At 39.4% G+C, this 23723-nt stretch carries 21 protein-coding genes; 11 read left to right on the top strand and 10 right to left on the bottom strand.

Going from position 1 to position 23723, the window contains the following annotated elements; genetic code table 11:
* Positions 1-251 precede the first annotated feature (251 nt).
* From C8C84_RS13705 to C8C84_RS17150, 4 genes are read left to right on the top strand one after another with little or no spacing between them, the layout of a single operon-like run.
* A complete protein-coding gene (locus C8C84_RS13705; protein ID WP_121314184.1) occupies positions 252-1010 on the top strand; it encodes a hypothetical protein in 759 nt (252 codons plus the stop codon).
* The gene (locus tag C8C84_RS17195; protein ID WP_121314183.1) at positions 1010-1402 is read left to right on the top strand and encodes a DUF5675 family protein; all 393 of its coding nucleotides are present in this window, start codon (positions 1010-1012) and stop codon (positions 1400-1402) included. Before C8C84_RS13705 ends, C8C84_RS17195 begins: the two co-directional genes overlap by 1 nt.
* A 10-nt stretch (positions 1403-1412) precedes the next feature.
* Positions 1413-1649: a hypothetical protein gene (locus C8C84_RS13695; RefSeq protein WP_121314182.1), complete on the top strand. Its 237-nt coding sequence runs from the start codon at positions 1413-1415 to the stop codon at positions 1647-1649.
* Positions 1639-1815 (top strand): hypothetical protein, encoded by a 177-nt coding sequence (locus C8C84_RS17150; RefSeq protein ID WP_199717176.1) that lies wholly within the window; start codon positions 1639-1641, stop codon positions 1813-1815. The genes C8C84_RS13695 and C8C84_RS17150 overlap by 11 nt, the downstream gene beginning before the upstream one ends.
* Positions 1816-2476: 661 nt before the next feature.
* Here C8C84_RS17150 and C8C84_RS13690 read toward each other — a convergent pair.
* The 4 genes from C8C84_RS13690 to dinB form a co-directional block, all read right to left on the bottom strand.
* Positions 2477-3094 (bottom strand): hypothetical protein, encoded by a 618-nt coding sequence (locus C8C84_RS13690; protein WP_121314181.1) that lies wholly within the window; start codon positions 3092-3094, stop codon positions 2477-2479.
* 75 nt (positions 3095-3169) lie between these two features.
* Positions 3170-4561 (bottom strand): exonuclease domain-containing protein, encoded by a 1392-nt coding sequence (locus C8C84_RS13685; RefSeq protein WP_121314180.1) that lies wholly within the window; start codon positions 4559-4561, stop codon positions 3170-3172.
* 585 nt (positions 4562-5146) lie between these two features.
* Positions 5147-8209, bottom strand: a complete 3063-nt coding sequence (locus C8C84_RS13680) for a DNA polymerase III subunit alpha (protein ID WP_121314179.1) — start codon at positions 8207-8209, stop codon at positions 5147-5149.
* 120 nt (positions 8210-8329) lie between these two features.
* Positions 8330-9481, bottom strand: a complete 1152-nt coding sequence (dinB, locus tag C8C84_RS13675; RefSeq protein ID WP_121314178.1) for a DNA polymerase IV — start codon at positions 9479-9481, stop codon at positions 8330-8332.
* Positions 9482-9581: 100 nt separating this feature from the next.
* On the opposite strand from dinB, the gene C8C84_RS13670 reads away from it, so the two are divergent.
* Complete coding sequence (locus C8C84_RS13670; RefSeq protein WP_121314177.1) at positions 9582-10358, top strand: LexA family transcriptional regulator; 777 nt, start codon at positions 9582-9584, stop codon at positions 10356-10358.
* A 240-nt stretch (positions 10359-10598) separates the two neighbouring features.
* Here C8C84_RS13670 and C8C84_RS13665 read toward each other — a convergent pair whose 3' ends face one another.
* Complete coding sequence (locus tag C8C84_RS13665; protein ID WP_121314176.1) at positions 10599-12287, bottom strand: tetratricopeptide repeat protein; 1689 nt, start codon at positions 12285-12287, stop codon at positions 10599-10601.
* A 332-nt stretch (positions 12288-12619) separates the two neighbouring features.
* Between C8C84_RS13665 and C8C84_RS13660 the strand changes: the two genes are divergently transcribed.
* Positions 12620-13354, top strand: coding sequence for a hypothetical protein (locus C8C84_RS13660; protein WP_121314175.1), 735 nt, complete (start codon positions 12620-12622; stop codon positions 13352-13354).
* A gap of 1803 nt (positions 13355-15157) precedes the next feature.
* Here the strand turns inward: C8C84_RS13660 and C8C84_RS13650 are convergent.
* Positions 15158-15976 (bottom strand): RteC domain-containing protein, encoded by an 819-nt coding sequence (locus C8C84_RS13650; RefSeq protein WP_121314173.1) that lies wholly within the window; start codon positions 15974-15976, stop codon positions 15158-15160.
* A gap of 634 nt (positions 15977-16610) precedes the next feature.
* Here C8C84_RS13650 and C8C84_RS13645 point away from each other — a divergent pair.
* The 5 genes from C8C84_RS13645 (at position 16611) to C8C84_RS13630 (ending at position 21013) form a co-directional block, all read left to right on the top strand.
* A complete protein-coding gene (locus C8C84_RS13645) occupies positions 16611-18089 on the top strand; it encodes a DUF4231 domain-containing protein (RefSeq protein ID WP_121314172.1) in 1479 nt (492 codons plus the stop codon).
* A complete protein-coding gene (locus tag C8C84_RS13640; RefSeq protein ID WP_121314171.1) occupies positions 18089-19528 on the top strand; it encodes a hypothetical protein in 1440 nt (479 codons plus the stop codon). The genes C8C84_RS13645 and C8C84_RS13640 overlap by 1 nt, the downstream gene beginning before the upstream one ends.
* Before the next feature lie 126 nt (positions 19529-19654).
* Entirely contained in the window at positions 19655-19789 is a 135-nt protein-coding gene (locus tag C8C84_RS17230; RefSeq protein ID WP_255415816.1) for a hypothetical protein, read from the top strand.
* Positions 19790-19966: 177 nt separating this feature from the next.
* The gene (locus C8C84_RS13635) at positions 19967-20464 is read left to right on the top strand and encodes a carboxypeptidase-like regulatory domain-containing protein (RefSeq protein ID WP_121314170.1); all 498 of its coding nucleotides are present in this window, start codon (positions 19967-19969) and stop codon (positions 20462-20464) included.
* A gap of 12 nt (positions 20465-20476) precedes the next feature.
* On the top strand, positions 20477-21013 hold the full coding sequence (locus C8C84_RS13630) for a hypothetical protein (RefSeq protein WP_121314169.1): 537 nt from the start codon (positions 20477-20479) through the stop codon (positions 21011-21013).
* 317 nt (positions 21014-21330) lie between these two features.
* Here C8C84_RS13630 and C8C84_RS13625 read toward each other — a convergent pair whose 3' ends face one another.
* The 4 genes from C8C84_RS13625 to C8C84_RS13610 all read right to left on the bottom strand — a co-directional run bounded on the left by C8C84_RS13625 (position 21331) and on the right by C8C84_RS13610 (position 23578).
* On the bottom strand, positions 21331-21522 hold the full coding sequence (locus tag C8C84_RS13625; protein ID WP_121314168.1) for a cold-shock protein: 192 nt from the start codon (positions 21520-21522) through the stop codon (positions 21331-21333).
* 141 nt (positions 21523-21663) lie between these two features.
* Positions 21664-22509, bottom strand: a complete 846-nt coding sequence (locus C8C84_RS13620) for a nucleotidyl transferase AbiEii/AbiGii toxin family protein (protein WP_233549820.1) — start codon at positions 22507-22509, stop codon at positions 21664-21666.
* Positions 22510-22615: 106 nt separating this feature from the next.
* The gene (locus tag C8C84_RS13615; protein WP_121314166.1) at positions 22616-23191 is read right to left on the bottom strand and encodes a DUF6088 family protein; all 576 of its coding nucleotides are present in this window, start codon (positions 23189-23191) and stop codon (positions 22616-22618) included.
* 195 nt (positions 23192-23386) lie between these two features.
* Positions 23387-23578, bottom strand: a complete 192-nt coding sequence (locus C8C84_RS13610; protein WP_121314165.1) for a cold-shock protein — start codon at positions 23576-23578, stop codon at positions 23387-23389.
* Between the last annotated feature and the right edge of the window lie 145 nt (positions 23579-23723).

Genomic DNA, 23723 nt, shown 5'->3' with positions numbered 1-23723 from the left:
TCCTGTACCCTTTCATTGGGACAAATCAAAACTATAGAAAAAATATTACATTTTAAAATTATTGATAGGATTAAATAGGATTAAGTAGTCCTAACTGGTCCTTTTTGGTCAGCTGTATTTTGTTGAATGACTGCTGTTTATAAGCTTTGCGTTGTAATTCGAATTACAGATGCATCAAAAAACAGAATTCTGAGGTTTGGTGAAATGTACCTTAAACATTTCGTTTCATTCACATTTTAAATTTTAAAATCATGGCCAGACAGAAAGGCATATTGAAAATAAAAGGTACTATCGGTGATATTACTTTTTACAAAACCAAGGATGGATACCTTGTGAAAGAGAAAAGCGCCATTGAAGGCAACAGGATTGCTACGGATCCTGCTTTTCAGCGAACTCGAGAAAACGGTTACGAGTTTGGCAGAGCCGGCAAGGCAGGAAAAGTACTGAGAGTGGCCTTGCGTCCCTTGTTACTAAATACCGCAGACAATCGTATGGTAGGTCGTTTGACCCAAGCCATGATGAAAGTCATTAAAGCGGATTTGGTTAGTGAGAGAGGGCAGCGTAATGTGATTGACGGAGAGACCGAGTTGTTGGTTGGATTTGAGTTCAATATCAACGGTAAGTTGAGTAACAGTTTGTATGCTCCAATCGTTGGAAGTATTGATCGTGTTACCGGTGATATTACCCTTGACATTGCTTCTTTTATTCCAATCAATATGGTTGCGGCACCTTCGGGAACCACCCATTTTAAGATTATTTCGGGAGGGGCTGAGTTGGATTTTGAGGCAGAAACCCATGTGGTTGCTACTGCCGAGACGGCCATATTGCCGTGGGACACAACTCCAACAGCGGTGATTGCTCATACTAATCCTGTAACGCCAAACAGTACCAAACCATTATTATTGGCTGTTGGTGTGGAATTTTATCAGGAAGTCAACGGCACTATGTATCCTTTGAAAAATGGTGCTTATAATCCGTTGTCTATTGTTGCTGTTGATAGTGGTGTATAATGGTTCTGATACTCACTAGAACTTATTTCCCCGCTGGTACTAATGGGAAGCTGGAATGTAACGGTAAGTTTATTTGTTTTACGATTGAACTGCCGTGGAAGGATAACTTACCCAAAGTTTCCTGTATACCGGAGGGGAAATATTTTATTGTAAAGCGATACAGTGCCAAGTATCGATGGCATTTGGAGATTGTGGGAGTTACTAACAGAAAATATATACTGTTTCATCCTGCTAACAATGCCCTTAAGGAATTGCAAGGCTGTATTGCTCCTGTAACGAAACTTTCGGGTTCGGGTTTGGGGTTGATGTCGAGAAAAGCTTTTAGGCAACTCAAGGCGTTAACTTATCAAGCCCTTGACCAAGGAGAAAGGGTAGAATTAATAATTCATTAAATATTTTAATATGAATGTAGTAAACAGAGCGAAAGCTCCAACCCCTAAGTTTTTCAGAGTGCTTCGGACTATAGGTTTGGCTTTACTCGCTGTAAGTGGTGCTGTGTTAACCGCTCCGGTAGCTTTACCTGCCATAGTGACTACGATTGGTGGTTATGTAGCGGTAGCCGGAGGAGTGGCGACAGCCATTAGCCAGCTGACGATTGAGCCTGAAAAGGCCGCTGTAAAGAAGAAGAATGTCCAATAATCATTCTATTGTTTGCGGCACTGTAGGAGGAACATTTTTGAGTATACTGTCGAATATTTCAGGTGATGATTTGATTAAAACCATTGTTTTGGCTGCGATTGGCGCCATAGTGAGTTTTACCATTTCGACGGTACTGAAATGTATCCTTAAGAAGCACGAAAAATAGTTGAGACTGTTTTTGACCCAAGTTGAGAAGCTTGGGTTTTTTTATTGGTTCATTCCTTTCTTTTGGCTTGACCCAAAAGAAACAAAAAGTCAAGCCTACATAGTTTTAGCTTGAAAACTACCTTGATGCTCACTCCACATACCAATCCGTTCGCCTTTCAGGCTCATCTCGTGGTACGCTGCCGTTTACATCTACGTTGTTTACTACGCTAATCCTATGAGGGCGGTTTTTAGCCCCTACTTAGCGATTCGTTTAGGAAGTAAAAGAAAAACCTGGCTGCTTTTGAAGGGGTTGAAGGATGGGGTGTAGTTTAGGTATTTTTTGTTGTGAAGGTCTTTTAGGCATTTGTGGTAGGTGGCGCGGGAATTGATTTTGCTGCGTTGCATGATTTCTTTGCTTGTGATGCTTACCGGATTTATTTGGTTGTTGTGTTGCCAGCAGTGGTAGATGGCTAGGTATAGGCTAATGTGGGATGGGTTGAGGTTGTCGGATAGGCTTTTGTTGAGAAAATGACTTAGGTAGTTCATACTGCACTTTTTGGTTATCGCAAAAGTGGCGGTTTTGGTTTGGATGGTTTCAGAAGGTGGGCAGAAGGTGGGTTCCCGTCTGCGCGGGAATGACAGAGCGGAAATGGCAGAAGGTTGGTGTTTGTTTTAGTTTGTTATTGTAAGGTTTCGAGTTCGTTTGCGATATTTACTCGTGCTTGTTTTTCGTATTTTTTTTGGAAATAGTCTGTTTTATAGATTTGTTGCATTTGAAGAAAGTGTTGTAGTGCTTTTTTTCTTCCATTTGCATACATAAAATCGGGATAGATTGTATATTCTTCTCTGATTTGTTCTGTGTATCTTTGATAGTCTTCTGGGTTTTTACCCAAAATGGCTAAGTCGGCATCTAAAAGGTAATTAGTATCGCTGTCGTCTGAGAGTTCATGTTGTTTTGTGGCGTTAATTATAGCGACACATTTCTCCATCTTTTCATCCGGATATCCTATTTCTGTTAGTCTTTGTCGTGCTATTTTAGCACTGTCAATTTCATTTGTACTGCTTGACGCTTTATAGATTATGTCATGGTAAAATAGGGCGAATAATAGGGTGTCCCATTCCGTAATCTTATCTTTTATTTCTTTTAAATCGGCTATCATTGCTTCTAAATGTTCGATCGTATGATAATGCCTTTTGGATTCGGAATATTTGGTAAATATTTCCAACCAAAGGTTATTAGCCAATTCGTGGGCTTTGTTGTATTTTTTAACGAGTTGTAGAAATGTATCAGTTAGCATAAGCGGTCAAGTGGGTGCAAAGTTACTTTTAATTAATCGAATTTGTAAAGACTTACTATTTTGTACTGCTTTTTTTTAGTTTTTGTACTCCAGTTGTTTAGCAGTTGATTTGATCACTTTATTGGGGTATTTTTCGGCGTAGGCGTAAATTAAATGCATAATATAATTATTGCTTTTATACGGAGTTACACACTCCTTAAGTTCTGTGATAGTGGTAATACCAGTTTCAGCGTTTATATAGCCCATGCCATAAAAGTGTCCCTTTTCGACCCAAATGCAACTGTGCTCTTCTTTGGTTCGGCCTTTGTCTACAATGGCAAAAGTATTTCTGTTATTTAATAAGAAATCAAGGGCGCTGGTTACTTGTTCATTGTGTAGCTCTACAGCGGGTAACTCAGTGTGGTCTGCATTTTGAAAAATTTCGCCCTTATTGACCATACCGTAATTGCAGAACCTATTGTCAATGCCGAATTGCTCCGCCAGATTCTTCAATAGATTTATACCTTCATACAAACTATTGAAAGGTTCGATGCAGGATTGGAATTTGGTTAGCTTTCCGATGGCCAAGTATTTGTAACCACTTCGGGCTTCATATTGGTAAAGACCAAATTTGGGTTCAAAACGTTTTAACGCCTTATTGTATATAGGCCATAGTTTTTTAATTTCTGAACACTCTAGCAGTAATGCCATTAGTTCGGTAGCACAAACTTCAAATGAAATGCTATAGGTATCGCGCAAGAACTGTTGCCTTTGTGGTGTGATTTTATGGCCGCTGAAATGGGTAGCGACCCTTTTCTTTATGTTGATTGCCTTGCCAATATAGATTACCTTTTTTTCTTGATTGTAGAAATAATAAACGCCCGGTTTTTCTGGTAATTGCTCAAAATCTGCCGGAGGTAAATTAGGTGGTAAGCGTTGGTCTTGTGCCGTTTTTTTTATCATTTTTGACATTTCGCCTTCGGTGTCCCATTCCAGCAGTCGGGTAAATAAGATGGCTGTTGCCGATGCATCGCCTCCCGCGCGGTGCGCGTTTAGGAGTGGAATTTCTAATGAATTACAAAGTCTGCCTAAGCTGTAAGATGGTAAACCGGGTTTGATTTTTCGAGCCGCACGAACGGTACAAAGTTTTCTAGCTGTCCATTTGAAACCACTCTTTTCGAGTTCGTGACGAACGAATGAATAATCGAAATTGACGTTATGTGCTACAAAGATTCGGTCGTTGAGCATCTCTAAAACTTTTTCTGAAATGTCATCGAAGATAGGGGCTGAGCGTACCATTTCATTGTTGATGCCTGTTAGTGCAAAAATGGCTGGTGGTATTTCTTTTTGGGGATTGACTAGTGTTTCCCAATGGTCGATTACTTCGGTACCATTATGGATGATAATGGCGATTTCGGTAATGCGGCTGTGACTGGCGTTGCCGCCTGTGGTTTCGATATCGACTATAGCGTATTCCTTTTTTTTCATTTATTTTGTTTTATTATTTTCTTTTGTCTTGATACAAAAGAAACAAAAAATCAAGCCTTGGACTATTCGCCGACCTGCTCACACTCGAAGCAGAAATAAAACGAACTCTCCCGATTGGCATCGGGATCAAACAGCGTTTTATTTTTTCTGCATCTTCGTGGTGCAGGTGCCCGGCTGCCATAGTCTAATGGCATTTTAAGCGGAATTTGTTGCTTTCGTTTCCTTCGGAAAGGGATCTTAGAACTTTTTGTTTTTCATTTTAGAATGTCTGATTTTTCAAGTTCTTTACTTTTTGTCTTGACACAAAAAGTAACAAAAAAGTCAAGGCTCTGAATCTTCGGCGGTCAAATCTATTCTTGAATTTGCTTCGCACCGTTCACCTACGGTTTGGGTCTAAATGAAAAGAACTCTCCCGTTTGGCAACGGGATCAAACAGCTTTTCATTTTAAGAATTCTTCAAATATTTGACGCTCGCCTGCCAGATTCTAATGCTATTTTCTAAGAACATTTGTTTTATCATTTATTGTTTTATTTTGGCCCTCGCGCCGCCTGGCTCCTTCGCTAAAAGAGTCCACCGGACTCTTTTCATACACTCGGCCCCATTTTTTGTCGGGGTAAATTAATCTCGTGTTCCTGAGGGTAAGGTGCTCGTTGTGTCATGCTGACGTCTTCGCGGATTTGCTGTTGTGTTTGGAAACGTTTTTCATCGGTGGCTGAATAACGAGGATCGGGAATGAATGGCATTTTGGTCATTTTTGAAATGGTAATGGTTGGGAAGTGGTAATCGACTTCTACCTGACCCAATAACAAATAACATCCACCCCCTTTGAAAGGATATTGTTGTAGGCAATCGGCGAAATGGGCTGTGTCGAAAAATTCTCCTTCGGCATCTATCCAAGTTCCGAAATACATATCGCCTCGTTTGGTGGGAACGTGTTTGCGAGAAATTAAGTAAGCCAACATCCGTACTGTTTTTTTATGGTGTTTGGTCAAATCCCGTGCCATTACATCGCCGCGGAATCTTGTTTGGAGTAGATTAAAGGGTGTCACAGAGACCGGAAAATCGAGTAGTTCAATTTCATCGAAAGCATCTTCGAATGGTGAACGTTCTAAAACCGGTAATTTATATTCCTTAACCGGTTCCTTGAGTAACATTAGGTTGCGGTTTTCGGGTTTGAAATTGATTAAAATTAACCGAGCTATTATTAATAATTCATTTTTTGGTTTGCCTGTAAAACGGAAAGCGCCAATGAAGATTAGTATTTGGATGCCTTCAATTCCGATGGGAATTCTATCGATAAAGTCTTCTAATGATAAATACGGGCCATTTTCTTTGCGTTCCTTTACAATGAGTTCTCCTGTTTTAGAATCCAAGCTTTTAAGATGCTGAAAACCTAAGTAAATATTTTTGTCATATACATTGGTTTGGTATTCGCTTTTATTGACGCAAGGATTGTGGATTTTTGCCCCTGACATTTTGGCTTCGTGAATGTAGACTTCGGTACGGTAGAACCCACCAAAATTGTTGATTACCGCTGTCATGAACTCTATTGGATAATAGGTTTTCAAATACAGACTTTGGTAGCTCTCGACAGCATAGGAGGCAGAGTGTGCTTTGCAAAAGGAGTATCCTGCAAATGACTCAATTTGGCGGTAAATTTCCTGGCTTAACTGGTCGGGATGTCCTTGCTTTTTGCAGGAATCAAAAAAGTTGTCTTTTACTTTTTGCAGTGCTGCTTTTGAGCGTCCTTTTCCACTCATGGCTCGTCGTAGGATATCGCCATCGGCGGCAGGAAGACCGCCGTAGTGTAACGCAATCTTGATAACATCTTCCTGGTATACCATAATGCCATAGGTTTCTCCCAATTGTTCTTTAAACACCTCGTGGAAATATTCGAAACGGTCGGGATGGTTGTGGCGGAAAATGTATTCTTTCATCATGCCGGATTGTGCTACTCCGGGACGGATGATGGAGGAGGCCGCCACTAATACTTTGTAATTGTTACATTTTAATCTTCGGAGCAAACCCCGCATGGCGGGACTTTCAATGTAGAAGCAGCCAATGGTTTTGCCTTGGCTTAAGAGTTCGTTGCAGGTTTTCTCGTCTTTGGAAAGGGAAGTATCCCGTATATCGACTGTTATGCCTTGGTTTTCTTTAATCAGCTTTACAGTATCGTCGATGTGGCCAATGCCCCGCTGGCTCAGGATATCGAATTTATCAAACCCGATATCTTCCGCTACGTGCATGTCAAACTGGACTATGGGAAATCCTTTTGGCGGCATTTCCAGTGCGGTGAAATTGGTTATGGGTTCTTCTGAAATGATGATGCCACAGGAATGCATACTTCTTTGATTGGGGTATTTTTCGAGCATCATACCATATTCCTGAACCATTTTGACCACTTCATTTTTGTTGTGCTTTTGCATTGGGTTTTTGGCCAATTCATCGAGTTCTTCTTTGGGTAAGCCAAACACTTTGCCTACTTCCCGGAAAATGGAGCGGTACTTGAATTCGACATTGGTCCCACAGAACGCCACATGATCTCTGCCGTACTTATTGAAAATGTATTCTAAGATGGTATCGCGTTCGCGCCAAGACCAATCGATATCGAAATCGGGTGGCGTTTTGCGATTGACGTTTAAAAAACGCTCGAAATACAAGTCGAGTTCCAAGGGACAAATGTTAGTAATGTCGAGACAATACGCAATGATACTGTTGGCACCGCTGCCCCGACCAATATGCAAAAAGCCTTTGCTAATACTGTATTGTACAATATCCCAGGTAATGAGAAAGTAGCCGCTGAATTCTAAATCGTTGATTACTTTCAATTCCTTTTCGACTCTGGCTTTGGCTTCTGCATTGGCAGGACCATAACGGCGTATCATTCCTTCGGATGCGAGTTTAGTCAGTAATGCAATATCATCGTGTTTGTTGGTCGTATAGTGTTTTTTGTTTTTAGGGGTATTGAAATCATATTCGAAATTACAGGCTTGGATTATGGCTTGTGTATTTTGGATTATTTGAGGATAGTCAGTGAATTTTTCTAAAAGATTGTTGACTGGTATCATGACTTCGGATACTTTACAATAATCAGTATCCTTCAATTTTGAACCAATAATATTTAAGTCGATTGCTCTGAGTATTTTATGGAGGTTGAATTCTTTTTTGGTACGATATGTAACGGATTGTAGTATGACCATTTTGAGAGTTCTTCTTTTCCAGACGTAATTGTACAATTTGGGTAATTGCTCTGCATTAATGCCTATAAATTCGTTTTCCTTGAGTTCCTCCGGGACATTATCTAATGGATAAATAACAAACACATTTTCGAAATTGGGAGCTTGTTCCGGAAGTAGTGTGTTTTCAAAATTATGGTTTGTTATTATGCGGTTCATTTCTGCAATTCCTTTTCTGTTTTTTGCGAGTCCGATGAATAATTGTTTACCATTGTTACGGAAGTCGATACCTACTAATGGTTTAATGTTTACTAAAGCACAAGCTTTTATAAAATCATAAATGCCTGTTACTGTGTTGATGTCGGTTAGTGCCATTGCCGTAACGCCGTATTGCACTGCTTGTTCCACTAGTTCGTTTAGTGGAATGGTGCCGAAGCGGAGGGAGTGGAAGGAGTGGCAGTTGAGGTACATTTTAATTTTGAATGTTGAATGTTGAATTGAGAATGTTGAATTTTGAGTTGTTAGTTTGGCCCTACGACCTTTCGACTGTGCTCAGTGCAGGCTAGGCTCAGGGTGACAAAGGTTTTATTATTAAGTTGTGTTTTTTAATATTGCGTTGGCACGGCCGACGGCTTGGAAGCCGAAGCGGTTTTTCATTTTGTCTAAAGCCTGATATAGGGCTACCATTTCTTCGGTGTCTTCGAACATGTTGATTTGGTAGGTGCCACGGACTAAGCCGGTGAATGATACTCCGACTAATCTGATTCGCATGCGGCGGTTGTATAGTTTGTTGAATAATTCTATGGCTATTTTGGACAAGATGTGATCGCAGGCGGTGTAGGCGATTTTTCTTTGGAGATTCTCGGTGTCAAAGTTGGCGTAGCGTATTTTGATGACTAGTGTTGATACTAACCATTGTTCGGCACGCGCTTGATAAGCTAGTTTTTCGACCATGCCTAAAATCAATGATTCTACTTTTTTGATGTCGATGGTGTCTTGTAGATAAGTGTGTTCTGTTGAAAGGGATTTTCTTTCGGTATAGGGTTGCACCGGGGTGTTGTCGATGCCGTTGGCTTTTTTCCATAGTTCGAGACCGTTTTTTCCTATCATACTTTGTAGCACCTCCGCCGGAGTTTCGGATAACTTTTCGATATTACGAATTCCGAGTCTGGAAAGGAGATTGAAAGTTACTTCGCCTACCATTGGGATTTTACGAATGGATAATGGATTTAGAAACGGCTTCACCATGTTCTGCGGAATTTCGAGATTGCCTTTGGGTTTGCCTTCTCCGGTAGCGATTTTGGAAACCGTTTTGTTTACGGATAATGCAAAACTTATCGGTAGTCCGGTTTCTTTGGTGATGGTATGTATCAATTCGTTTGTCCATTTGTAACAGCCATAAAATTTATCCATACCGGTAATGTCGAGATAGAATTCGTCGATGCTAGCTTTTTCCACCAGTGGTGAATTTTCTTCGATGATTTGGGTTACTTCATGGGATTTTTTTGAAAACAATTCCATGTCACCTTTTACAATTTTGGCTTGCGGACACAATTGCATTGCCATACGAATTGGCATGGCGGAACGCACGCCAAAATACCTTGCTTCATAAGAACAGGATGCCACGACTCCTCTTTCGCCACCACCTACGATTAGAGGAATCTCGTTTAATTGAGGGTTTTCCAGTCTTACGCAAGAGACAAAAAAGGTATCTAAATCCATGTGTACAATGGCTCGTGACATATAAGGTGGTAATTTATTGAGTGAAAATTAATTTTTACAAAATTAGAATGATATTACCAAAGATTATTATATTTGTTGTGAATTAAATTCACATAATCACATGTCTATATTTTCTGATAACCTAAGGTACCTGCGTGTCAAAAGTGGTATGACACAACAAAAAATAGCGGATGAATTGCGAATTCCGCGGGAACGATATGCCAAATATGAAGGAACTACTGACCCGCCATTGGATTGTCTGCAAAAGATTTCCAGGTACTTTCATGTTAGTATTGATTTATTGTTGTCTTTTGATATCCGGCGGGTGCCTTATGAGAATTTAATTCAATTGGAAGAAAACCGAATCTTACTTCCGATTACGGTTGACAGTGATGGTGAAAACAGAATTGAGATTGTTGGTGCCAAAGCTCAAGCCGGTTACTTGGCCGGTTATGGTGATCCTGAGTTTATTGAGAGCCTGCAACGCATTTCGCTACCCTTCTTGACCAAGGGAAAGTATCGTGCCTTTCCGGTTACCGGTGATTCGATGCCTCCACACAAGGAAGGCTCATTTGTAGTTGGTGAGTATGTAGAACGCATTAGTGATATTGTTGATGGGAAAACTTATATTCTAATCACTAAAAACAACGGCATGTCCTATAAAAGGTTGTATATAAAAGGCAAAGATGGTGTCATGGCACACTCTGACAATCCTATTTATGAGCCTTATGAAGTCTCATTTTCAGATGTATTGGAAATTTGGCGTTATGCCTGTAGCATAGCCACGCAGGAATTTGAGAAGGATGATTTAGGTGTAATGAGTGTGCAGGATATATTGCAAGGTATCAGACAGGATTTTTCGGCGTTGCGGACTGAGTTTGGGCAGAGAAAGGGATGAGTTGTTTAGTTAGGGTCTAAGGCGCTGAGGCACTAAAGTTAGAGGTTAAAGGTAAAAAGTTATGGGTTCCCGCCTTCTCGGGAATGACAGACGGAAGAAGGAAATAGTGAGGAGTTCTGAATATAAGTTGTGGGTTGTGCCCTTCGACTCCCGATAGCTATCGGGACAGGGTGACAATGTGCATTCAATTGTTTATGGTTTTATTAGGTTAAATTTTTTCATATGCTTTCTCGTTTGCTATCAAAACTCCTGTTGGGATTTTTTTAGTTCCCGAATGAAAAAGGTGGGTGACATGCCCATTTTTTTGTTGAAGGCTTTGGTGAAGATTTGGGTTGAGCCGAAGCCTGCTTCTTCGCCGAGGGCTTTGTTGGTATAGTTGCGGTATTTGTTTTGTGTTTTTAGGAGGTTTAAGATGTAGTTTATTTTTAGGTCGGTTATGTATTCGATGGTTTTTTTGCCACGGTGGGTTAGTATCACTTTGTAAGCGTATCTTTTGTTGGTTTTTAGGTGTGCTGCCAGTTTGGACAGGCTCATGTCTTTTTCGATGTATTTGTGGTTTGTTTCGAATTCTTCGAGGTTTTTGAGGATGGTTTCTACCAATTGCGGGTTAAGGTCATCGCAGTTTTCCTGAGGGAATTGTGGTGGTGGTTGGAATTTTATGGTTTGTTCCTTTATGAATTCGTCGAATTTTTGTTTCATGCGCTTTTGCTTGTTTAGATGGTGTCTGTACAATAGCGCTATTGCTATAACTAAAATAGCTATGGTTATTCCTCCTATTTTTCTATAAGATATCAGTGATTGTTCTATTGCTTCTTTGGCCACTAATAGCTTTTTTGTGTCGTATTCTTTGTGAACTTTATTGGAAAGGTATTTGTAATTGTGGTTAAGGGTGCTGTCAACCTCTAGTAGCCGATTAATGTATTTTAATTGTAATTCGGGTTTTTGTTGTTTGGTGTAATAGTCAATTAGCAACTCGTAATTTTCTCTTAGGTCGGGGCGGGTGTATTGGTGGTCTGTGTAGGCTTTGTCTACTTTGATGAAATAGGGAATAGCCTTCTTTTGCTTTTTTAAGTCCCAGTAACTTTTTCCGATGTAGAACCAGGCTACGGTTTCGTTGGCGAAGTCTTTCTTTTTATGGATTTCCGGTACTGTTTTTTGAAGACTGCTAATGGCGGTTTGGTAGTTCTTTGTGAAGTATTGGTTGATGCCTTCGGAATGATTGAAATAGGGTATCATTTCGAGGTTTTGGTATTCCTTACTTTTTTCTAATCCCAATTTGTTATAGTAGGAACTCAAATCGTACTTTTTGATTTTGGTGTAGCACAGCCCAATGGCGTGCAGCGAGGTCAAGTAAGCCAAATCATTTTCTTCTTCATAGTAACTTATACACTCCTTGAACAGCGATATGGCTTCCTCATAGAACCCCAAATAGTATTTGGTGTTGGCTATACCATATTTGACTTTATAAATAGCATAGTGGTCGGAGGTTTGTGAAAGGTATTGGTCGGCAAGAAGATAGTTGTCTAGTGCCTTTGCGTGTTCTTTTTGTTTGTAATGCATGATGCCTTTGGTAAGGTAAGCTGTTCCGATGATGCCCTTATCGGTGGTATGCTTGGCTGCAAAAAGGAGGCTGTCTGCATATTTCATCAGCTCATTTTTGTCGGCTTTGTACATGATGGCTCTGTAAGCGAGTGCCATTTGCTTCCAGTTCTTTTCCGCTTTGGCTTTGGCTAACCACGATTGGGCATAAATTCCGGATAGGAGTGAGTCTTTACTATTGGTCGCTTCGCTTAAATATTTATAGTCTTTTTGTGAGAGTTCGTATGGCTTAATAATGGTATTGTTTTGCGCTTTACTGTATTGTATCATTAGTACAATCATCAAGATTGGAACTATAGTATTGGTGGTTTTGTGTTGAAATGATAGCATCTCTTAAAGGTTGAACAATTCTTAAAAATGTAGCTAAATTACTAAAATACTTCGTATGATAGGTGTTTAAGAATTAATAAGTGTTGTGTTAAAATGAATTTGGTTCAAAGGATTGATTATTTGAGGTTTGGGTTTAATGGAGGTGTGTTTGATTCGAGAATTGCACATTTTTAATTCTTGAATAGAGAATGAGAGGGTTTGTTTGCCAGGTAACAGCCCGATAGTTTTGCCTCGAATTCAACTGGGTTTATAACGTGTAAACCCAAGAGTTGTTCTAAGTACCCCGGGCGAAATGAACTGAAAAAACAGTCTCATTTAAAAACATTAACATCATGAAATTTTTTAACTTTTGTTTAATCTTATTTCTATTTTTTATCTCTTGTAGTGAACCTACCAATCCGTCTTCAGAAAGTACAGCTACCGATGGTACTTTGTCTCGGTCTGTTGATTTAGCGTATGATTTACCGGCTAGAAATGCTGCGAATCCGTATGATGATGCCGGACAAATTCACCATGAATTGTTGCTGACTTACTATTATGCCGATTTTCAGCCCTTGACTTTTAACGGCATAGTGACCACGACTACGACTATTGCTAACAGCAATGCTTCGTTTAATGCCTTGACCAAGGACACGCCTTATGTGTTGACCGCTGAGGATCGGGTGTTGTATATTTTAACGCATGTTGACAGTTGTATGACTGACATTATTGATGCCAGTCTTGATACTCCCAGTGCTAAGGTCAGCTTGGCTGATTTTACTGATTCGTTCTTCTTTCTTTATCAATACGAAGAAGATTATAGTGTGATTTATGATTTTGTCGCTGCCTATGAAAGTGACGTTTTAAAGGACACTCTTTGGACTGAGAAGGATAAGCGGGTTATACTTACTACTACTTCGATAGCGAGGCATACTGCTTATGCCAAGAAGAAAAAGCCTAAAAAGAATAAAGACCCTGAATGGCAGTATTTGGTTGGGAATATAGCCGCTGCAATAGATGGTGCTGATGAGGGTGTTGAAGAGGCGGTAATGAGGGGGTTGATTACGGGGATCGTGGAGAATAGGTAGTTCCCGCCTTTACGGGAAGGACAATAGTTACGAAAGGTTCTAAGGTACTGAGGAGCTAAGGTACTACGGTTTTTGAAAAGTCTAAAGACTTTTGTACCTGACTGCCACCGGAAACCGAATGTCCACTGGACATTTATTCCGCTATCGCTACATACAGTTCGACCTACGGTCTCGGGTCTCCTCTTAATATCAAACCTCTTAATATCAAATGCACCTCAAGCCGTTCTCCGTTTCGGCTCAACTCGTGGAGTGCTGCCTCTCGATTCTTCGTTGTTTTAGCTTCGCTCAGTTCGCCTTTGGCTCGGGTGCGACGCAAATTCTATGAGGGCGAAGGGAAAGTGTGCTTACCGAAAAGAATCTTTAATTTATGAGAATAAATGGCTGCCCGTTGGGTGGCCATTATTAGCGTTTTCTTTTCTTTTCTTTTTTCTCTTGATAGAAAAAAGAAACAAAAAAGATCAAGGCGGCATAGTACCTGACTGCCACTGGCAGTCCTCCTCTTAATATCAAATGCGTCCCAAGCCGCTCGCGCTTTGCGCTCGACTTGTGCAACGCTGCCACTTCATGTCTTCATTGTTTTTTTACGCTTTTTATTTGAGGCCGGTTTTGACCTCTGCTTACCGATAAATAAATGGCTGCCTGTTGGGTGGCCATTATTTGTTTCGGTTATTGGGGTTTGTTACGGGGATAGTGGAGAATTACTAATTTGTTCATTTTGTCTTGATACAAAACGAACCAAAAAATCAAGGCGGCATAGTACCTGACTGCCACTGGCAGTCCTCCTCTTAATATCAAATGCGTCCCAAGCCGCTCGCGCTTTGCGCTCGACTTGTGCAACGCTGCCACTTCATGTCTTCATTGTTTTTTTACGCTTTTTATTTGAGGCCGGTTTTGACCTCTGCTTAGCGATAAATAAATGGCTGCCTAATGGGTGGCCATTATTTGTTTCGGTTATTGGGGTTGGTTACGGGGATAGTGGAGAATTACTAATTTGTTCATTTTGTCTTGATAGAAAAAAGAAACAAAAAAGATCAAGGCTGCATAGTACCTGACTGCCACTGGCAGTCCTCCTCTTAATATCAAATGCGTCCCAAGCCGCTCGCGCTTTGCGCTCGACTTGTGCAACTCTGCCAATTCATGTCTTCATTGTTTTTTTACGCTTTTTATTTGAGGCCGGTTTTGACCTCTGCTTAGCGATAAATAAATGGCTGCCCGTTGGGTGGCCATTATTTGTTTCGGTTATTGGGGTTGGTTACGGGGATAGTGGAGAATTACTAATTTGTTCATTTTGTCTTGATACAAAACGAACCAAAAAATCAAGGCGGCATAGTACCTGACTGCCACTGGCAGTCCTCCTCTTAATATCAAATCTCCTCGTCTATGAGGGTTACTTAGTGTCGTGTTTTCGTTGTTTTGTAACGCAAATTCTATAAGTGCGAAGGGAAACTGTGCTTACCGAAAAGAATCTTTAATTTATGAGAATAAATGGCTGCCCGTTGGGTGGCCATTATTAGCGTTTTCTTTTCTTTTCTTTTCTTGATAGAAAAAAGAAACAAAAAAGATCAAGCCTACATAGCCTTAACTTGAAAACTACCTCGAATCTCGTTCCGCACCCCAAGCCGTTCGCCGTTTCGGCTCAACTCGTGGAGTGCTGCCTCTCGATTCTTCGTTGTTTTAGCTTCGCTCAGTTCGCCTTTGGCTCGGGTGCTACATTAATTCTATGAGGGCGGTTTTAACCCCTGCTCAAAAGAGCTGAGAATTACTTTCTAAGAATATTATAAATGGCTGCCCAATGGCTGCCCATTATTTTTGGTCGACCTCGTGGATACGGGTGGTTAGGTTTTCTTTGAGGGTGTTAAGGAAGTGGGTGGGTTCGATGGTTTTTCGGGCGCAGAGTTCGTAGAAGGAGCGGTGGTATTGACCGAGTTTTATGTTGAATAGGGTTTCGAATGTTTGGGCGATTTCGTGTAGGGAGGTGTTGCCGTTGTTGAAGGGTTGGGTGGCGTGGAGGGCATATAATAATTCGATTAGGGCTACTTTGGGAGCGGTCCATTGTAGGTTGCTTTGCTTTTTGGGTTGGCCTTTTTTGTTCTTTTTTAGTTTTGCTGTGAGGTATTTTTTGAGGGCTTTGTTGGCTTTGAGTTGGGCTACTTTCTCGTCGAAGGCGGTTGAAAAGTTATCATCAGTATGTAAGTAGTTGTTTTTAACTGTTAGACGGAACTCGAAGCTGTCTCTCAGGAAATATAGATGGTCTAAGCAGGTGTTTTGGGTTTTTAGGTATTGGCAGAACTCCCTATTTTGATGATGGAACTTGTTTAGTTTTTTTAGCTCTTTTTGGTAGTGCTTTTTAGCGACTCTGGTTTTGCCGGTTTCTATATGGTATATTTTGTTGTAGTAGATGAGTTTGGCGGTGAACTTGGGTTTGATGGTTTTGAAGAATTCAATTTCATCTTCAGGGGATTTGAACTCGTATTCCTTAGTAGCGTTCTTTAGTTTTTGCAGTGCCTCGATTATTGCTTTTATCGCAGGTTTGCAGTATTGTTTTGGTTTGTTGGATTCTGTATGAATGGATTGGAGTTGTTGGTTTAATTCTGCAAAAAGGGTTTTGGCGAATGGTTTCATGGCGGATGGTTTTACAGCTACAGTGTAAAACTATTTGAGATTGGTGTGATTTGCAAGTGTTTGTTTGCCGGATTCGAGAATTGAGTAGCGTTGTGGGTTGTGAGTTGTAAGTTGTAGGTTGTAAGTTGTAAGTTGTGGGTTGAGGATGTATTTGTGTTTTTGTTGGAATTATGGTTGGGGGGAAAAGGGAAAAGGGAAAAGGGAAAAGGCCCTTCGACTGCGCTCAGGGTGACAAAGAAAGGGCAGAGGCTCTTAGACTAAGCTTAGGGTGACAAAAAAGGGAAAAGGGAAAAGGGAAAAGGCCCTTCGACTGGGCTTAGGATGACAAAAAAAGGGAGGAGAGAAGCTATTGGTTATTGTCTTTGAGGGGATTACCGTTGGATTCGTTTTCGTAAAAGAGCCGTTTGACGATTTTTTTTGTTTTTTAACGATTAAAATAGTAATTTTAAGTGATAATAAATAGCTGTTAATCAGTTAATTGTTAAATTTAAGGTAGTACTTTATCGGGAAATACCACTACAAGCCGATAATTTCCAGTTGACAGCATACCTTCTTTGAAGGGTAGTAGTTGCATGGAAATATTCGGCTTTTTTGTTTATTTTTTTACAATGTTTTATTTATAAAATTAATTCGGATGGCAGACAAAACAAAACAAATGTTACGTAAAAGGATCGAATTATATGTTGACGCCATTAAGAAGCTTTCTTTGGATCCTTATAAAAAAGACCAATTGGTGTCCAATTATATTTTGAATTTGAGGTTAATGGAAACCTTGGCTAACAGGAATCTTTTATTTCAAGATATATCAAATGTTATTGTCATCGTTTTGAGTGCTTTAGTTCCCGTATTTATCAATTATTCCTCAGCAAACGATACTGTTTCAGAGGATACACCCAATCATCTTATTTGGGCTACTATCTTGAGTGTTGCTTTGGCTATTTTTAATGCTTTGAGACAATCTTATAAATTCAGAGAGAAATGGCAAAATTATCGCCGCACAGCTGAACTTTTATTAATTGAAGGACAAAATTACTTTGCCTTAAGTGGTGTTTACCAAAAATATGTTACGCATGACGAAGCGTTTCCTTATTTCATAACTGCAATTAGTAATATTCGTATTAATCAAATTAATGACTATATAAAAAATGCGCTGACTGAAAATGAAACATCTTTAACACAGCAAGCCAGGGAGCATCTTGCCAAAATGGAGGATGATAAGAAAAAAAGACAGGAAGAAATTAGTAAAATTAAGGCAATAAATAAGGAGGTTAAAGATTTTGTAAAAGCTGTACCGGCCATATCCTATGACGAGATTGATCATCAGCGCAAACTTATAACTCTTTATCTAAATGACCCCAGTTACCAAGCACCTGAGAAAATTAAATTTAAAAACACTGACTTAGTAGGCTTTAGTTACAAAGTTGAAGTTCAAACTTGTAATTCTGAAATTCAAGGAGCTTTTGGACCATCTTCCGGGGTTAAGAACGGAGCTATGACTACAAAGGATTATGGAAGTGCAGGTTGTTTTTGTTTGCAGCAAGGTAAAGTTGTATTTGTTACTTGTTATCATGCGGTTAAGCACAAAAGTCACGATTGGGATCTTTTTGTGTCGAATGGTAACGATGATGTCATTACTGTAGGTGGTGATATAGTGGGAACAATTTTGGAAGCAAGTAAGAACGAAGAATTAGACATTGCTATTGTTGAAGTTTCAGATGCTATCAGTTATGAGACAAAATTACCGGGTCAAATCACCATTCAACATTCCAATATTTATTTAGATGAAGAAAATTATACGGATTACAAAGAAGTATATATTATCAGTAGGACAAGAGGCTATAAAAGGATTAAGGGGCATCTTTCTGCGGTAGGGAAGCCCGTAACTCTGAATTACGGCAGTAAAACTAAGAAGGATTTTAAAGATCTTGACAATATTATTTTTGTTCATAGTGTTAGTACGGAGCCTTTTTCTAAAACCGGTGATTCAGGTTCTTTGGTTTTTACTTCCTCCGGAGAACCTATCGGAATCATAGTTGGGGGTGATGGTGTTCGATGTTCTTTTGTTATCCCGTATTCTTCTGTTGCAGATTTTTTTAACCTTTCAATTTTATAATGATGAAAAATTATTTACAAAACTTTAGAGCTTTGAGTTTGCTGGTAACTTTACTATTTTACTCTACCACATTTGGTCAAACCCTTTTTTTACGTGACGACGGCACTACTGTTGTTATCTCTAAAAAAGTAGGAGCCAATTTTACTGATTTGGATTCTAACCAATTAAAGAAAGAAGTGGAAGTTAAACGCGGCTTGATTATCGATGCCTCGGGTTTACCCAATAACCATGTATTAAAGATTAGCACTGTAACTGCAGCCGGAGTAGAGAGCGATATAACCAATGTTGCTACTCAAATTACCAAAACTGGCAGTCGTTATACTTATCTTGGAACTGATGCTGCCATAAAAATTCTGAAGATTGAAGTTACTCCACCTGTTGCAGGAGGCAGAGCTGCGACTGTTTTTGCTGATATCGGTAAGGAATTTGTTGCTCCTGTTGATGATAAAGATCCGGACAAAGACCAAGAAAAGAGCGAATCAGCTAAATATGATAATTGGAGACAATTTGTTAGCCAAAATAGTGGTGGCGCTTTGGATATTATTAAAGGAGGAAAAAGGTATTTTCCAAATTCAGATAAGGCCTATATCTGCGTTGATCCCTACGGTAACATTATTGGTCGTAAGCCTGTAAACCTTGACCAAGATGATGAGGTTATTTTTTTGGTGGTTGTGCCCGAAGTTAAGTATGATGATTACAGTATTGATGACAATGATGCTGAATATGCTCCAACGGATCTTGCTTTTCGTCCTGCCGACGCCATAACCAATAATGTTCAAAGCGGAAACGTTGATGAGCCTATTAAATATACAATCAGAGAATTTATCAAGGGGCCCTATACGAGTAGTAATGTGGTGTTTAATGTTAAAAAAGATGGCGCTACTGTCAGCACTTTTACCATTCATATTAACCCATTGTATCATGTGGCCATTGGTGTTTCTTATGTCAGCAGTAATTTAGAAAACCCAACTTTTGATGTTGTGCCCTTGGCTGATTCATCGGGATTAAATACTATTCAGCGTTTCAATAATACAAATCGCACTTTAATAACCTTTAATGTTATTTGGTATTGGTGGTCGACAATGAAATATCTTCAAGGAGATCCATTAACCAGAGGTAGGGATGTGCTGAAAGAGCCCAATTTGATTACCAGAATAAACCCAACTTTTGGGGTTTCACTTAAGGGGAATTTGCAGGAGAATTTTTTTGCAGGTCTTACTTTTGAATTTGCCAGAGGCGGCAGTATTTGTGCCGGTTGGCATTATGGTAAGGTGACTCAATTGAGCGATCGAAATTTTGAATTGGGTAGCACCGCTTTTGCCGGTACACAAGCTGATATAAGAACCGAAGAGGTATGGAAATGGGGGCAGTTTATCGGTATTACGCTGGATACGAGAATATTTAACCGTTTGTTTAACCGTTCTGTGACCGGAAATTAAGGCCATGACATATTCTATGTCATTTTATTCATCGTTTATAACAACTATTAATTTTGAACGAAGAACCAGAAAAAGTAACAGTTAAGATAGGAAATTAACAATAAAACATTCAGCAAAAAAATCGAAATGGCAAAACTGTTGACCGTTTCAAAATCATTTATTAAGAACATCGCAATTCAGCTGCGGTTTTATTTTGAGTTCTCCAATAATCCTTTTGAAATAAAAAAGGAGAAGCGTTTTGCAGGTGCAATTCTATACTAAAGCTATCCAATTGCACACAACAGGTCACGCTTATCAGGAACAGATAAAGGAAATGGTATCTCCAGAGGACGATTTTAATGATACCGTTTTAATCTGTTAAAAAATTAGTAAATAGTGTGTTGCCACCATTGAAAACCATGTGATTTTCCAGTAATAAATCTTTTAAACCATTAAAAAATGAATAAAAATTTAGCCATTAGAATAGCCCTAGTCTTTTTTTCGGCTTTCATGATTTCTTGTGCTTCAAAAAAAATGACCGCTAAAAATCAAAGTACTGCCGCTGGTGATGTTGTATTAAAAGAACCTTTGGAACAGCTACAACAAGCACAGCAACAGCAGCAAATTATAACCTTAAAAGGTATTATAGTTGACGACTTAGGCAAAGTATTGCCCGGTGTGACAATATCTGTTCCGGGAAAACTACAGGGAACTGTTAGCGATTTTAATGGTCATTTTGAGATAAAGGTAGCTAAAAATTCAAAAGTTGAAATTAGTAACATTGGTTATGCCAATTTTACTTTAGTTGCTCAAGATTATAAAGACCTTAAACTTGTTTTTTCTGATACTGCTGTCGTTGCCCGTTTTTACTGTAAAAACCATAATGCGGCGCATTCGGCTACAACCCGAGAACAAATGGATCGATTGACAAACACCCAACAATGTGTATTCTTTTAAAAAACTGAAATTATGATTAAAACCGTCACTTTAACGCTTGTATTATTTTTGGCTCTCTACTTTGGGACAGGTGGATTTCTGATTTTGCAAAACGATCAAACCTATGAAGACCTCAAAGCCACAAAGGTTACGGAAAGTAATAAACAGGATATTGTAGTTGGGATGCAGAATATAGTAGATGAGCAGACCGCTATAGAAGCTATTTATCCTTATATCCTTGCCTTACCCACTGTTTTAAGTTTTCTTATTACTTCTATTTGCTTTGGTATTATAGGATCGATTGCTAAAATCGTCAATGATACGATTCAAAGTAAAAAAAAGATAACTGCTACCGTCAACCTATTGCTTATTCCTATTCAAGGCGGTCTTATAGGTATTATTATATTAGGAATTTCTTATGCCTTGCCCGTTTTATTGACCAATGAGAATATATCTCTAAAGCCTATTTCAATTGTTTTCTTAAGTTTGTTTGGCGGAGTGTATTACCAAAATTTTTACAGTCGCTTTTTAAAAATTGTTAATTCAATTGGGCCTGCTGATAAAGATTAATTGAAAGCCAGAGTTTTTGAAAATCATGCTTGAATCCCATCGCGCCGCCTGGCTCTTTCGCTAAAAATGCCTACCGGGCATTTTCTTAACGCTCAGCCCTGCAACCCAAGCCGCTCGCTTTGCTCGTCTCGTGGATTGCTTTGGTTTTGTTTCTACGGGATTTTGCTGCACTAATCCTATGAGGGCGGGTTCAAACGCTGCATTACCACAAAGTTCAGTTTCTAAACGGATTTAATAACCGAAAATAAGCCCTATTTAAACCAAAAAAAGCCAATCAGAAGGATTGGCTTTTTAACAAACACTGGTAAATATATATCTTAGATAACGTTTACATTGGTTGCGGTTGGTCCTTTTTGGCCGTTTGATACCTCATAAGACACTTTGTCGTTTTCACGCACTTGGCCATTAAGACCGGTTGCATGTACAAATAAGTCTGCTCCGCCATTGCTTGGCGTAATAAATCCGAAGCCTTTGGCTTCATTGTAAAATTTAATGGTTCCTTCGTTCATAAATGATTGTTAAGCGGCGAAGGTAGTCTTTATTATTGATTATTAGGAATTTAAACTAATAATAAAAATATTGAGAATGTTCATGACCATTTTTTATATTGAAATTAATTAGCTTTTTTGATGTATTCAATGCATACTGAACTATAGCTTTCCGACCCATTTGCCAATCTCGGTAATCATTTCATTAAAATCGGGCTGGCCTTTATAATATAGTGCGGCAGTCTTTTTATAGCGCTCCTTAAATCGTTCCCTCAATTCCGGGTTGTTCAGTAAGAAAGCTTCGTTTTCGGTAATAGGGGTCTCGTAGTCTTTGGGTGGAAAACGTGCGATTTTGTGTTCCTGATATTCGTTTGTATCAATGAACTGCTGTACCTGCTGGTCACCAAGTAAACCGTATACATCGTAGTACTGGCGCATCAAATTTTGGCGCTCTTCTCCATCTTCCTGTTCCTGCCTGAATTTGGTTGCTATTGTCTGCAATTTTTCGACAAAGGTGTAGCCAATATGGTAACAGGCGATGTCAACCGCCCGATTGTCAATTATATCTACTTTTTGTTCTACGGCCTTATCATAGGCCCAAGATGATATCGTTATGGGGTTGTTTGGTGTTACTGTATCAAATCCTACTTCCAGTAAAATTCCTTCCTTGACACCCTCAACAGCATCAGAACTGCTTTCATAATGTAATCTTATGCCACCGCTGCGGTATTGTTTTGGGTCGTCAAAAGCTTCGTCCCGTATAACTGATATGACTCCGTCAATTTTTATATCCTTAGCCAGTCCATCATAAAAACCTTTTCTTTTTTGAATGTTATTTGGGTTATTGTTGTTAGGATTTTCATTTATTGCCATTTCTGCCGGTGGCTTGATATGGATGTCGATATCCTCAGAAAAGCGGTGTATGATTCCGTATCCTTTGGATAGGGAAGTACCTCCTTTGAGTTCAAATTGATATCCTTGTTTTTTTAGTCCGTACAAGACATGCATAATCCAATAGTCTTTTTCGACCAGACCAGGTTCGATATTCAATTCGGCTCCGACAATGCGCAGCAGTGCCCGGAAATCCTTATGGTTGTGTAAGTAGTGAGACATATTATGCGGATAGAACCGGTTCCAACAGTTTTTTTGCTTTGATGCTACCGTAGTCGCGGAGTGAATTTCTTAATTTTTTCGCATCCATTGTTTTTGCCTTGAAACACACTCTTGATACTACTTCGTTTGGGTCTTCTGCAAGTTGGTCCAGGTTATTCAGTAAGTCTACCAATAGGAATTCAGGCGTAGCTTTAAGAGGGAAATGAGGCTTTCTTTTAAAAGTAAAAGTCACTCCACCGAGCTTAAACTCACCATGGCGCTTGTGGTTGTACACGGTTTTGGTGTTGTAAAGCTGTGTGGTTCCAACACCTAAAGCATTGTAAGCATTAAAGGAAGTAAGCAAGAAACGTGTGTCTTTGAGGAATGAGCGTACCAATACTTCCTCTTCGGGAGGTGCTTCTCCAAAGACGGTTAACTCCGGATAAAAGTATACACCCTGTGAAAGCTTTTGCAAGGTTCCTTCCTGAACCAATTCCTCAAGGTGACGGTCAACTGATTTTGACCACTTGGACAAATCAGCCCGACGGTATACTTTACCCCGTTTTAAATGTTTTTTTAATTCCTCTAACTTATTCATGAAACAAAGTTACGAAATAATATGTAATTGCATATATTTTTATTAAAAATTCATGCAAAATGTTTTGTAAAGCTGTATTTAAACAGAACAAGAAAGAAGTGGTAGGAGTACTTCGTATAGCCCGGATACTATCTAAACAAAAAAAAAGCCAATCAGAAGGATTGGCTTTTTAACAAACACTGGTAAATATATATCTTAGATAACGTTTACATTGGTTGCGGTTGGCCCTTTTTGACCGTCCGTTACCTCATAAGACACTTTGTCGTTTTCACGCACTTGGCCGTTAAGACCGGTTGCATGTACAAATAAGTCTGCTCCGCCATTGCTTGGCGTAATAAATCCGAAGCCTTTGGCTTCATTGTAAAATTTAATGGTTCCTTCGTTCATAAAAATGATTATTAAGCTACGAAGGTAGTCTTTATTATTGATTATAAGGTATTTAAACTAAATAATTGAAATATTGCAATATTCGCTCTACCACAATTATTTTTTATGAAGCTTTCTTATTCTAAAAATCTTCTTTCATCTAAGC

The organism is Flavobacterium sp. 102 (assembly GCF_003634615.1).
GTDB lineage: Bacteria > Bacteroidota > Bacteroidia > Flavobacteriales > Flavobacteriaceae > Flavobacterium.
The sequence above is the reverse complement of the archived record's forward strand: the minus strand, read 5'-3'. Positions and strand labels throughout refer to the sequence as shown.